The sequence below is a fragment of the Paenibacillus sp. JJ-223 genome (assembly GCF_927798175.1).
GTDB lineage: Bacteria > Bacillota > Bacilli > Paenibacillales > Paenibacillaceae > Paenibacillus > Paenibacillus hubeiensis.
Window position 1 is genome coordinate 110429 of sequence record NZ_CAKMMP010000012.1, and the last position, 13354, is coordinate 123782.

General features: G+C 52.1%; 10 protein-coding genes. All 10 read right to left on the reverse strand.

Annotation, left to right across the window (positions count from 1 at the left end):
- Positions 1–38: 38 nt before the first annotated feature.
- Entirely contained in the window at positions 39–1115 is a 1077-nt protein-coding gene (locus L6H98_RS20525) for an arabinogalactan endo-1,4-beta-galactosidase (RefSeq protein ID WP_236417953.1), read from the reverse strand.
- A gap of 37 nt (positions 1116–1152) precedes the next feature.
- Complete coding sequence (locus tag L6H98_RS20530) at positions 1153–2031, reverse strand: carbohydrate ABC transporter permease (protein ID WP_236417954.1); 879 nt, start codon at positions 2029–2031, stop codon at positions 1153–1155.
- Between the two features lie 30 nt (positions 2032–2061).
- The gene (locus L6H98_RS20535; protein WP_236417956.1) at positions 2062–2952 is read right to left on the reverse strand and encodes an ABC transporter permease subunit; all 891 of its coding nucleotides are present in this window, start codon (positions 2950–2952) and stop codon (positions 2062–2064) included.
- A 246-nt stretch (positions 2953–3198) separates the two neighbouring features.
- A complete protein-coding gene (locus L6H98_RS20540; RefSeq protein WP_236417958.1) occupies positions 3199–4884 on the reverse strand; it encodes an extracellular solute-binding protein in 1686 nt (561 codons plus the stop codon).
- Positions 4885–5009: 125 nt separating this feature from the next.
- Positions 5010–6629 (reverse strand): response regulator, encoded by a 1620-nt coding sequence (locus L6H98_RS20545; RefSeq protein ID WP_236417961.1) that lies wholly within the window; start codon positions 6627–6629, stop codon positions 5010–5012.
- A 42-nt stretch (positions 6630–6671) separates the two neighbouring features.
- Positions 6672–8456 (reverse strand): sensor histidine kinase, encoded by a 1785-nt coding sequence (locus L6H98_RS20550; RefSeq protein ID WP_236417963.1) that lies wholly within the window; start codon positions 8454–8456, stop codon positions 6672–6674.
- Between the two features lie 337 nt (positions 8457–8793).
- Positions 8794–9486: a hypothetical protein gene (locus tag L6H98_RS20555; protein ID WP_236417965.1), complete on the reverse strand. Its 693-nt coding sequence runs from the start codon at positions 9484–9486 to the stop codon at positions 8794–8796.
- A 223-nt stretch (positions 9487–9709) separates the two neighbouring features.
- On the reverse strand, positions 9710–11239 hold the full coding sequence (locus L6H98_RS20560) for an ABC transporter substrate-binding protein (RefSeq protein WP_236417968.1): 1530 nt from the start codon (positions 11237–11239) through the stop codon (positions 9710–9712).
- A gap of 191 nt (positions 11240–11430) precedes the next feature.
- Positions 11431–12339, reverse strand: coding sequence for a carbohydrate ABC transporter permease (locus tag L6H98_RS20565; RefSeq protein ID WP_236417970.1), 909 nt, complete (start codon positions 12337–12339; stop codon positions 11431–11433).
- 18 nt (positions 12340–12357) lie between these two features.
- Positions 12358–13344, reverse strand: coding sequence for an ABC transporter permease subunit (locus tag L6H98_RS20570; RefSeq protein ID WP_236417972.1), 987 nt, complete (start codon positions 13342–13344; stop codon positions 12358–12360).
- Between the last annotated feature and the right edge of the window lie 10 nt (positions 13345–13354).

Genomic DNA, 13354 nt, shown 5'->3' on the forward strand with positions numbered 1-13354 from the left:
ACAACTCTCCTTTTCGCGTTTCTTGATGTTGCCCACGATTACGTCGCTGGCTGTTCGCGTACGGTCGATAACGCCGAGAACGATTCCAGCTTGCGTCCTTTGAAATCAAACATCGTCAGGTTGCCCCAATTGTTCGGGTGTCCCACGGACCAATCCGGTTTGCTCGGAATCCAGGCGGGCTCCCAATAATAGAATCCGCCTCCCAGCCCGCCCGGCACGTCGCGGATGATTTGCAGGAAGTCCTGCAAGTATTTGCGCTGTCCTTCCACCGTTGCGGGATATCCTGGCAGCAGCATGTCTTCCTGATTGAAGATCCAATCGTGCCCTTCCGGCTGCTCCAGCGTCCAAGGATAAGCGGTTTCAACCACGTTGATCGGTTTGCCGTAACGCGCGGCCAGGTCGTGCAGGTTATCGCGCAATGCCTCCAGCGTGCCGTGCCACCATGGATAGAACGAGAGGCCGATGACGTCGAATTCCACGCCAAGCTGCTCGAAACGGTCATAAAACTTCACGCTCTCGGCATTGTCTCCCCCGCGGTCGATATGAATCATGACCTGAATGTTCGCGTCCACCGACTTCACTGCCGCGATGCCGTACTTCACAAGACCGGCAAACCGCTCCCATTGCTCATCGGTATCGTTCTCTTCTCCGCCAACACGGCCTTCGTTCCAGAGCATGCCGGGCGTGATCTCGTTGCCGACCTGCACCATGTCCGGCAGGGCGCCATTATCCTTCAGCGTGTTCAGCACATCGGCCGTGTACGTGCATACTGCCCGCTGCAGCTCCTCATAGGACAAGCTTTCCCATGCCTTCGGCTTCCATTGGTTGGCCGGGTCCGCCCAGCGATCCGAATAGTGGAAATCCAGCAGGAAACGCAGGCCGTGCGCCTTGATGCGCTTTGCGATCTCCACCGTGCGTTCCAGGTTGCAATAACCGCCGACAGGATCATTCCAGATCCGCAAACGGATTGCATTGGCGTCATTCAATTTCAGGATGGACAGCAGATCCTGTTCTTTGCCGTCCACGTCGCTGTAACTGCCGCCGTGCTGTTCGATTTCGTCCATGAAAGACACGTCCATGCCAAGAATGAACGGCTGTTCCTTGTGGTTACTCACTTCATCAACCTCCATCGCATTTTCGGAAATACCGGGCTCAGCCTTTCACTGAGCCCAGGGTCATGCCTTTAACAAAGAAACGCTGCAGGAACGGATACACGATCAGGATCGGCGCGCTTCCGATGAAAATTTGCGCTGCGCGCACGGTCGTTTGCGAGATCGCATCCATCTCCTTCGGATCCATGCTCATCGTGCTCATGTCCCGTCCGATGATCACCGTCTGCAGGAAGGTCGCGAGCGGATAATCTTTGGCGTTGTTCAGGTAGAGCAATCCGTCGAACCAGGAATTCCAGTGGAATACCATGCTGAACAGCGCAATCGTCGCAATGGACGGCATGGAGATTGGCAGGAAGATGCTGAACAGCGTCCGAAAATGATTCGCGCCATCGATCAGTGCCGCTTCTTCCAGCTCTTTCGGGATGCCCCGGAAAAAGTTCAGCATCAGGATGACGAGGAACGTGTTAACGGCGCCGGGAAGTACCAGAACCCAGAAGGAGTTCATCAGGCCGATCTTCTGGATGACCATGTAGAACGGTACCAGTCCTCCATTGAAAATCATACTGAAAACAAACAGCCATGAATAGATCGTTCTTCCTTTAAATTCACTATTTTCCTTCGACAGGGGATAAGCTGCCAAAAAGGTAATGAGGAGCGTGATCCCCGTGCCTACCACCGTGCGGAGCAGCGAAATCCAGAGCGAGTTGAGGAAAATCGGATTGTTCATCGTTTTTTTGTACGCTTCCAGCGAGAATCCGACCGGCCAGAGGCTTACCAGGTTCGCATCCGCTGCCGCCTTCGTGCTGAACGATACGGCCAGCACGTGGATGAGCGGAATGATGCACATGATGGCGAGCAGGATCAGGAAGCAAGTATTGACTATGCTGAACACGCGGTACGGCGTTGATTTATGATACATCGTAGTCCCTTCTTTCTCTGTTCGATTCGATTAGAATATGCGGTATCCGGCGTATTTTTTGGCCAAGCCGTAGGATACAAGAATCAGGATCATGCTGATGACCGATTTGAACAATCCAATCGCGGTCGCAAAGCCCATCTCGCCGTTCACCATCGCGGAGCGGTACACGAACGTATCGATGATATCGCCTGTTTGGTAGACCAGCGGGTTGTACAGGTTGAAGATTTGGTCGAAGCCTGCGTTAAGCACGTTTCCGAGTGCCAGCGTTCCCACGACCATCAGCATCGGCACGAGCGAAGGAACCGTAATATGGAGCGTTTGTTTCCAGCGTCCCGCCCCGTCGATTTCAGCCGCTTCGTACAAGGCCGGATTGATGCCTGCGAGTGCTGCCAGAAACACGATCGTGTTGTACCCGAATTCTTTCCATACGTCGGTCAGGATGACCGTAAACCGGAACCAATTATTATCGCCGAGGAAAAAGTAAGGACCCAATCCAAATGTGCCGAGCACCCGATTCACTAAGCCCTCGTTGGACAGGAGGTCGATCAGGATGCCGCCCAGGATGACCCATGACAGAAAATGGGGCAAATACACCAACGTCTGGATGGACCGCTGTATGGCGATCTTGCGCACCTCGTTCAGCAGAATGGCGAACACAAACGGCACCGCCAGGTTAAAGATCAGTTTCAGCACCGCGATAATCAGCGTATTCCAGATGACCTGAAGGCTATCCTCGCGTTCGAATAAAAAGCGGAAATTGTCGAGTCCTACCCACTCTGACCCGCCGATGCCCAACCAAGGTTTGTAATTTTGGAAAGCCATCACGATGCCGCCCATCGGCACATAACTGAAAATGATCAGAAAGATGACGGCCGGCAGCAGCATTACGTGAAATGGCCAAGTTCGTTTCAATGTTCTCATGAGTGCTCCCCCTGTAGTTCTTCCTACCCAAGCTGTTTCCGGGTGGCTTATAGTGCGATTATATCAACCTGTCCGGACGCTCAAACAGCACATAAAAGCAATATAAATGGCACAAAAGCAACCACTTTCGGGCATCGGCACAAAAAGGGGAAAAACCCGCCTTTATCCGCGTTCCAAGTCGTTTCCGCCCTCGGAAGCATGCGCAAAAAAAAGCGCGCGGAAGCCGAGTTCCGCGCGCTGCAAAGCTTATTTTTTCACGCTAGCATACCAATCGTTGACCTCTTGGGTGATCTGGTCGCCGCCGCCCGATTTCCACGTTTGCACGAACGTGTCGAAGGCATCGGCCGGACTTTTTCCATAGATGATTTCGTTGAATGCCTGATTCTCGATTTTGTTCAGGTAATCCAGTTTCGACTTCATCGTTTGGGTCGTAGGACCGGTAAACATGTTTTTGTACGAAATGTCTTCTTGGGAAAGCAGCACTTTGGCTGCCGCAGGCGTTTCGCTGCCGTAGTTGACGGCAACGTCCTTCTCCAGCTTCGTTTCCGGCTCTTTGCCGTCCGCAAGGTTAAGCAGTGCTTTCATCTGTGCATCGGGAATGCGTGCGCCGTCGCGAACGAGCAGATAGCGAACGACATTGACATAACCGCCGTCGATTTCTTCGATCGGCAATTGTTTGCCGTTGGCGTCCAGCTGATAATCATACCCTTCGAACAAGCCGTTATCGTAAGGGCTGCCCGGTTCAGGGTTGGCGTAGTTGTCGAACAGGTAATTCTCATAGGTAAAGAACGCTTCCGGATGCTCCATGTCTTTTTTGATCAGGATGACGCCATTGACGAACGGCGTGCCATGACGCATCGCTTTGCCATCCGGGCCTGTCGGAATCTGAATCGGTTTCCATACCGCGCCCGGAGCGTTTTTAACTGTGTCTTTCAATGGCCATCCGCTCATCCAGTACGGACCTGGAATAATCCCCGCCGTGCCGGCAACCGCAGGCTCTGCGGTTTTATTTTCGTCCCACAGCGCCGCTTCCTGAGGAATGTAGCCTTTTTTCAGCCATTCGCTCAGTTTGACCAAACCTTCTTTCATGCCCGGGTGGATGGACCCGTATTCGAGCTTGCCGTCTGCGCTTTCATTCCACTGGAACGGCAGCGTGCCGTATGCACCGAAGATCCAGGAAGGATCCCCCATCCAGGTGTTCATGGATGTTTTGAATCCGATGCTGAGCGGCGTCACTTTATCCGGTGCAAGGCCGTCCGGATTTTTGTTTTTAAACGCTTCCATAACAGTCTCTAATTCGTCAATCGTTTTTGGAGCTTCCATGTTCAACTTGTCGAGCCAGTCCTGGCGAATCCAGAGCAGGTAGTCGTTGTTGTACGCATAATCGAGGACCGGGATCCCCATGCGTTTGCCGTCGCGCATGTATTGGTTCCATACGTTGGGATCCTGTTCCATCGCTTTTTTCCATGTATCGGATGCGTATTTGTCGAACAACGGACCCACTTCTTGATACATGCCGGAATCGATCAAATCCTGGGCAAGCAGGTTATCCCCGACGGTAACGACATCCGGCATCTCTTGGCCGGAGGACATCGCGAGCCGCAGCTTGGTTGCAAACGCACCGTTGGTGTCGGTCACGGACCACAGCGAATTGATGTTGATCCCGAATTTTTCCTTGGCCCATTTGGTAGCTACGCTATTTTCAATGGATTCCCCGTTTTTGAATTTCAGCTCCGGATCGATCCCCCATACCGTGGAAATGGTCACTTCCGGATCATATTTTTCTTTGTATTCATTTTGGGTGGCAGACGAGCTTGAGCTTGCGCTATCACTGCTGCCATTGCCCCCTCCGCATCCGGCCAGAACGACGGCCAGACAGGTTGTTGTGGCGAGAAGCGACAGCCATCTCTTTTTCGTAGAATTCGCTCTCATTGTTGTTCCCCCTTCGATCATTTTGGTTACCCTTTCATTATAGGTGTGCCAAGGCTTTCAGCCTATGTCACGAAAACAAGATTTCTGCACCTTATGCAACCTATATGACGAATGAAAGATGACATTTATGCCTGGTCCCTGAATTCGTTGGGGGTCATACCGTAATGTTTTTTGAACATTTTGCTGAAATATTGGGGATTTTGATACCCCAGCTCGCTGGTGATCTCGTATATTTTTTTGTTCGTGTGTTTGAGCAAATACAGCGCGCGCTCCATTCGCATCCGGATCATGTAGTCGCCCAAGCCTTCACCGGTCTCCGCCTTGTAGATTTTGGACAGATAGACGGGATGCAAGTAGACCTTGTCGGCGATCATCTTGACGGACAGCTCTTGTCCCGCATCCCTTGCCACCAATTCCTGCACTTGTTTGATCACATGCCTGCGGCTCTGCGTGCCATCCTGGTCGGACAGTTCCTCCTGCAGCTTGGCCAGCATTTCCATCGCCCAGCGGCGCAATCGCTCCGGCGATTGGATCAGTTGATGCGCAAGCAGAAGATCAAAGCCCGCATGATCGATTTCATGCACCAAATGGCCTTGTTTATGCGCAATGTACATAAAAGCGTTCGTGACCGACAAATACATCTCGTAAACGTGCTCCCTTGCGAGCCGAACCCGTTCAGCGGCATCAAAAACCGCGTTCAGTTTGCGGGCGGCCTCATCCCATTGCTTCGTTTCCAACAATTGGGGCAGCATCGGCGGTTTGTACAATTCCTCCAACACTTGCGCCGCATCGTTCTCCGGCCGCTTGTCCATGTCTTTTTCCAGCAAAACGATGGTATCCTGATCCGGGCCGGACAGTACCAATGAACCTAGGCTTTTGCGGTAAACGACCGGCAATTCGCCGAATGGAAAAGGCGAGGTGGCGACAAGGAACAGATCTCCCTGCAAATAACGGATGACATGTTCGCGGAACTTTGCGGCCCATGTCTTTAATTCGGACGCTTCCAACGGTCCTTCCGTTCCTTCCGGGTCCTGTATCAGCATGACGAGGCAGTCGTGCGGTCCCCGTGCGAACCATACGTTGAATTGCTGCCCGAACACTTCCTCGGCGATATTGCCGACGGCAAAATCCATCAGGTCGAGCGATTGCTGATCCATGGCCGCGAACCGTCCCGTCAGACGGATCAGCATCATGACCGACGGCTTGTCCGGCTGAAGCGGAATTTCGTATTCGGACAACTGTTCGCCAAGCGCCTTGGTTGTCATTTCGCGCCCCAACAGCAGATCGTGCATCAAATTTTCCCGCAAAATTTTGTAGTCCGACTTCCGGCTGTAGAGCAGTCTGTGGTATTTGTCGAATTCATCCCATTCCCCGCGCAGCGCCGTAATGGCAGCCGTAACGGAAGACATGAACTCGTCGTCGTTCACCGGCTTGAGGATGTAGTCTGCAGCCTGCAGCTGAATGGCCCTCTTTGCATATTCGAAATCACTATGTCCTGTAAGCAAAATGCAGCGAATGTGCGGCCAGCGGCTGCCGATCTCGGCGATCAGTTCCAGCCCCGTCATGCCAGGCATGCGGATGTCGGTGACCACGACGTCCACTGCGTTTTCTTCCAGAATCCGCAGCGCTTCGTTTCCCGAAGCCGCGCGCAGCACGGTCGTTACGCCAAGCTCTCCCCACGGAATGGTCATTTCCAGACTTTCCGTCACATACGTTTCATCATCCACCAGCAAAATGTCGATCACCTTCGTCACTCCCTGTCTGTATCGTCATGTTTGATTTCATCGTTACTCGTCTAACTCCGCTTGTCCATGCTGCCTCTCCATTTCGTCGAATAACTCGCCATCGGAAGCAGGCCAGAATAAGGTCACTTTCAGTCCGCCAAGCGGCGATTCCGCAATGCTCATGCCAGCCCGGTCGCCGTACTTGAGCTGCAGGCGCTGGTTCACGTTCCAAAGACCGCAGCCCATCTCCTGATCCATTGCGCCCGTCAGTTTATGCTGCAGCTCTGCGCGAGCAAGCTCATCCATGCCCTGCCCGTCATCCTCCACAGCCAACACCATCAGTCCGTTCCGGATCTCGCCGGAAACCCGGATTTGGCCGGCTTCAGCGTCTGTTTCGATGCCGTGAATCACCGCGTTCTCGACGAGCGGCTGCACGATCAGCGGGGGCACGTCCTGCCCGAGCAAACGATCCGGCAATTCTACCGTATAGCGGATTCGCTCCATGCGCATTTGTTGAATTTCCAGATAACACGTCACAAATTCGATCTCTTCCCTGAGAGGGACCAGATCGCGTTCCTGCCGGGTCGTATACCGATAATATCTCGACAGGTTGTGGGACATAGCCACGACGGCATCCACGCGCTTCAGCTTCGCCATGCTAGTGATGAACGAGAAGCAATTATAAAAAAAGTGCGGATTGATCTGCGATTGCAGCTGTTTCAAGCGCGCTTCCCGCACATGGATCTGCTCGAGATAGACATGCTCGAACAGCTGCTGTATTTTTTCCACCATGGAATTGAACCGTTCGGACAGAAAGCTGAACTCGTTTTTGCCCTTGGGTTTGATCCGTACGGAATAATCCTCCTGCTTCAGTCGCTGGAAACCGCGGATCAGCTGTTTGACCGGCATCTGTACCTGTACGTACAGCAAATAGGCGACGAGGGCGCCGGTGATCAACAAAAAGATCATCGAGCCATAGAACAGCGTGTTCGATTGATGGATCGGTTTTAAAATATCCGACAGCGGCATGTAATCCACCAGATAAAATCCGGTCGTTCGGGATTTCACCGTATTTACCATATAGGGCTCGCCATCGATGACGACGGTCCGGCTGTCCACGTTTTTGAGCTTGTCGAAAGATAGCTCCCGGATCAGTTCACCCGTCAACTCGCGATCCGACGTCCGGTTATATACGACGCCCATGTCTTCGCGATAATAAAAGGGATCGTGGCGTCCATCTCCTTTGAACTTGTCCAGCATATCCCGGATATTGTCGCTGTTGAACTCAAGCTTGATCAGCGTTTCGGCATTTTGAGCCGGGTCGTTGATCCAATACGGCGAAGACGTAATCCAACTGAACACAAATTTGGTGTCTTCGCCCTCCTCGACTTTTCGCACGTTCCAACCTGTCGCAATGTTGCCCTGAAGCGATTTCGGATCATAGGAACGGGCATCCCGTTCCGACACCACCCTGCCCAGTGAAGGGGAGTATAGATACAGTTTGGTCGTCCAGTTGGACGAGCTCTCTTGGATGCTGAGCTTTTTTTGAATGCGTTTGACCAAATTGATCATGTCCAGGTCAAAGTATTCACTGTCGACGTAAATCCGGCGAAAGCTCGAGATATCCGGATCGTGAATCAGCAGGTTGGGCCACGAGGACAGCAGCTCGAAATGCGTATTGACCTGATTTTGAAAAAATTCGAGCTGGGTGCTGTTGGAACGGTTCAATTCGGCGCGAAGCACGGCAGTCGTTTTATGGTTGGAATACCCATATAGCAGCACGACCGGAATCAGCATGATCAAGATCAGTATCATCATTTTGGAAAACAAGTTCGTCCGGTACGACATTTTCTCATCTCACCTTAGCTTAATTTGTCAGTGTATTCTATTTTAGCGATGCCAAAGCCAATTACAATTCCTTTTTTCGGCCTACTTGAAGGACCCATGCCCCTTTATTCCTTTCCATGGCAGCGGTCTCTATATAGGGTAAGCGTTGTCAATAAGCGGTTAAAGGCGACAAAACCAATATTTCTGCACTTAATACAACTTCCGGTCGTACGAAAAAAAGAGCCGGCCGCAGCCAGCTCTTCTCAAGATAACCAGAGTAATAAACATCATTTCTAGGTTTGTTTCTTCTATGTATAGAACCAATAAATCCATTGCTGTTTTTAGAAATACACTTTAATCAAGGTTCTTCCAATACAATATCTTTTCCGTCGGCCGTGACGTCGAACACGATATCCGTCAGCCGCCCACCCACTTGAAAAGGCGCCTTGGCTTGCCCCTTGAACACTAATCTGCCGCTAAATGCGGCATGTGCCTTTAGATCCAGATGCACCGGGCTAAGCTCCACCGAGTTTAACGTATTAAACAACGGGTCATCCTGATTTCCATACGTACGAGCCAGATCCGGCTTGAGCGCCACGCTTACATCATGTCTGCCATAGTTTTTAAGCGTAATCGTGCACGCCGCTCCGGTCACGCCGCTCTCTTGAACGTTGTAGATGCAGGAACTCTCGTCCCGAACGAAATACACACCATCCATGCCGGTTGCGCCCCATTTGGTCAAATACATCATTTTGTCGCTGACGTAGGGGTAGCTAACAATAACAAGAAGGACGACCAGCCATAGTTTCTTTGCCAAACGAGGGTAGGCCTGCATCAACTCTCTGCGCACAACATAATATCCGCACCATATCAGCCCTATGCCGACAAAAAACGTAACGTGCACGCCGCTGATATAGGACTTGGTATACGGGGACACCCCTAAATGCGACAATATCGTATCCCCCACGGAATAACCCAGATGATGCTTGAACGTAAACATAATCGCAAACATCAACAATATTGCGGAACAGACCAGCCTTGCCCTCGACACCGGAACACCCCCTAATGATCCGCCCTATTATATCATATTTTTCCTGTAAATGATTTATAATCCAACTGAATTCAGCAAAAAAAGAGAAAAGCCTTGCACAAGAAACAAGCCACGCATGCAGGGAAGCCGGTCCTGCACACAAAGACGCCCCGACAACATGTCGGGACGCCTTGGCTGGCCGAATTTATGGCTAACGTTGAAATTGCTGCCTGTAATTCACGGTCTATTTTTTGGAAAGGAATGCATCCAGCTGTTCCTGTTTGGCAGCAATGATTTTGTCGATGCCTGCCGCTTTCAGCTTTTCCAAATATTTCGGGATCATCTCGTCCGGATCGACTGCGCCGGATGTCATGCCCGGTTTGAACTGTTTGTTCACGTTGTTGACCGCCGCGATTTCGTTTTTGACCGATTGGCTGTTAAACGTGAATCCAAGCGCAGGCGATTTGACGCCTTTGGCATTGAATTCCTTGAATTTCTCCCATTTCTGCGGGTCTTCGTTATCCCACAGGTAGTTCAGGAATTGATTCCCGAGCTGCCATTGGGCACCTGGATTATAGGTACGGCTGTTGGCATCCACGCCTGGAGGCAGGGTGATGATGTTGTCTTCACCTTCTTTTTTCACGTAATGTTTGCCTTCGATGCCGAAGTTCAGCAAGTTGTTGATTTCTTTGTCGGAGTGCAGCAGGTTGATGACCTGCATCGCTTTTTCAGGCTGTTCGGACGATCGGGAAATCGCCAGCATCGCGCCGGATGCATCGCCTGTCGTAATGGTCGGCTGCGTCATTTCGATCTGAGTCAGGGGATATCCGACGTATCCTTCCTCTTCCTTGTCCTTGCCGGGCTTCATGCCGTCCGTCCACATGAATGCTTTGCCAGCTTTGGCCTGGTCTTTCGGGAATACGTTGGACGTCGCCGCATCGCTGTTGATGTACCCTGCCTGATACCATTTGCGGGCGAGCGCCGCGGCTTCCTTGAATTCAGGCGTTTCCACTTCGTTCAGCACGGTCGTCGTTCCGGCCGTTTTGGAGATGACTCCAGGCACGGAAGCATCGCCGAGATAATCCCAGTCCAGATTCTCCAGCAACCCGTTGCCGTTGGTGTTGGACATGTAGAACGGCGTGACGCCAGGTTCATTGTCCTTGATCGTTTTGAGCAGCGGTTCCAGGTCTGCCCACGTTTTCACCGCCGAAAGGTCCATGTTGTACTTGTCGGCGAGATCTTTGCGCACAAGCACTCCGCGGGTCGCCGCCAGCTCCTTGTTGGTCGGAACGCCGTAATTCACGCCATCCACCTGGGAACCTTCCAGGAAGGCCGGGTCCAGGTTTTTCTTGATGTCCTGGCCGTATTGATCGAGCAGATCATTCAAAGGCAGGAATGCTCCCTTGGCCACGTTTACGGTGTAGTTCTGCCACGCCGCGGTGAAGATGATGTCCGACTTTTCTCCGGAAGAAATCATCAGATTAAGCTTGTTGTCCCATTGTCCCCAATCGATCGCATTGATTTTGAGCGTCGCGCCGATTTTGGGCTCCATTTTTTTGTTGATTTCCGCTTCCACCAACGCCACGTCCTTCTGCGGCGTTCCCGGGTAATAAAGCGTTACCTCATACGAAGGCGTGCTTGCGCTTTCGCCCCCTCCGCCGCCTTCCGCTGCCGGAGTCGTTCCTCCCTTGTCGGACGAGCAGCCCGCCAGCACCAGGCTGAGCGCCATGATTGCCGCCGCAATTCGCGGCCATACCTTGATCGATTTCAACACATGAACCCCTCCCATGAATTTGTGAAGAACCCTGCCCGCAGCATTTCCCCAATTCCGCTTGATGCGCACAGGGTTCATTCGCCAAGCATAGCCGTTAAGTCGGCAGGACTGTATGCACAGTCGGTTTGTATATGCCCTTTCATTGTCCATCCAGGCCTGAGTCCATTTTCCCCTCCGTTAACCGGGCGGAGTTAGCCTTTCACAGCTCCTACGGTAAGTCCTTTGATGAAATAGCGCTGAAAGAACGGATACGCGAGCACGATCGGGCCGATCCCGACGACCGCCATCGCCATCTGCAGCGTTTTGTTCGGCAGATTCAGCAATCCGCCTTGCGAAGAGATCTGTGAAGACACGTTGGAATTGGACGTCAAATATTGAATATCGAGCAGCGTCCGGTACATGAGGTACTGAAGGCTGATCGTCCGGTTATCGGAAATGAAAATCATGCTGAGGTACCAGTCGTTCCAGTAGTTCAATGTGCTGAACAGGGCGACCGTTGCCAGAACGGGCAGCGAGAGCGGAAGCACGATTTTCGCGAACGTCCGGATCTCTCCAGCGCCATCGATCCGTGCCGATTCCAGGATGGACGTCGGAATGGAATTCGCGAAAAAAGTGCGCATGACAAGCACGAAGAACGGTGACATCAGCAGCGGCAAAATGAGTGCGAGAATCGAATTTTTCAGGTCCAGCACGTTCACATAGACGAGATACCAGGGAACGAGACCGCCGTTGAACAGCATGGTGAAGAAAATGAAGAACGCGAACCAGCCGCGGTACGGCAAATCCCTCCGGGATAGCGGATAGGCATACAGTGCTGTCAATGCCACGCTGGTGACGGTGCCTATGACCGTAACGATAATGGAAATTCCATAAGAGTGGATAATCTGATCCATATCCTTGAACAAGTATTCATAAGCCTGCAGGCTGAACTTCTCGGGAATGAGCTTGTAGCCGTTCGCCACAATCGTCGTTTCGTCCGAAAAGGAGATCGCAAAGACAAGCAGGATCGGCACGATGCAGGCGATGGCGTAAAAAAGGAACATGGCGTGAATGACCGCGGCCGAACGCCGCGATATGGCTAGCGGATCACGTGTTTTCACAGGCTGATGTGCCTCCTCTCAAAATAGTGCGTTATCTTTATCGATTTTTCGGACGATGGAATTCGATATAAGCACCAGCACGAAACCGACGATCGCCTGATACAATCCGGCTGCGGAGGACATTCCGATGTCCCCTCCGATCAGGAATGTGCGGTACACATAGGTATCCAATACGTTGGTGACCGGGAACAATGCGCCCGACTCGAGCGGAACCTGATAGAACAGACTGAAATCCGCGTAGAAAATGCGGCCGATCTGCAGCAGGGTCATAATGATGATGAGCGGCACGAGAAACGGAATCGTAATCGAACGGATTTGCTGCCATTTGTTCGCACCGTCCAGCACGGCCGCTTCGTAATACTCTTCATCGATGCCGACGACCGCTGCCAGGTAAATCACCGCGTAGTACCCGATGTTTTTCCACGTGTTCACCAGCGGCAAAATGTAGGGCCAATACTTCGTCTCCGAATACCAATCTACAGGCTCCCCGCCGAACAGGGGCAGAATGGTCGAGTTCATAAACCCGGAATCCTTTCCGAGAAAGGCTAGCACCAGGTAACTGACCACGATCATCGATAAAAAGTAGGGCAGCAGCATCAGCGATTGATACAGTTTCGACATGCCCTTGTTCTTTACTTCGTTCAGCAGTATGGCCAAGCCTACGCCGACAACCAGATTAAGCAATATAAAAACCGTGTTATAAGCAAGCGTATTGCGGGTAATTTCCCAAGCATCGCTGGTGGAGAACAAATATTTGAAATTGTCCCAGCCGCTCCACGGGCTGCCCCATATGCCGTCGGCATAATTTACGTTTTTGAAGGCGATCAGCACGCCGAACATCGGCATATAGTTGTTGACCAGCAGAAACAGGACACCTGGCAAAAACATCAGGTACAGCACTTTGTATTTTCCGAGGTTGTACCAAACAGACTTTCGTTTCCGAGTGGTCCTCTCGGGGACTTCCGAAATTCCGGCTCGTTTGCCCGCCCGGGGTTGTGTCATCATGGCTTCGTCT

What these genes read in the sequence shown, in the direction of transcription:
- L6H98_RS20570 (WP_236417972.1), bottom strand. Translation starts at nt 13,344, where the DNA reads ATGATGACACAACCCCGGGCGGGCAAACGAGCCGGAATTTCGGAAGTC.
- L6H98_RS20530 (WP_236417954.1), bottom strand. Translation starts at nt 2,031, where the DNA reads ATGTATCATAAATCAACGCCGTACCGCGTGTTCAGCATAGTCAATACT.
- L6H98_RS20540 (WP_236417958.1), bottom strand. Translation starts at nt 4,884, where the DNA reads ATGAGAGCGAATTCTACGAAAAAGAGATGGCTGTCGCTTCTCGCCACA.
- L6H98_RS20550 (WP_236417963.1), bottom strand. Translation starts at nt 8,456, where the DNA reads ATGTCGTACCGGACGAACTTGTTTTCCAAAATGATGATACTGATCTTG.
- L6H98_RS20535 (WP_236417956.1), bottom strand. Translation starts at nt 2,952, where the DNA reads ATGAGAACATTGAAACGAACTTGGCCATTTCACGTAATGCTGCTGCCG.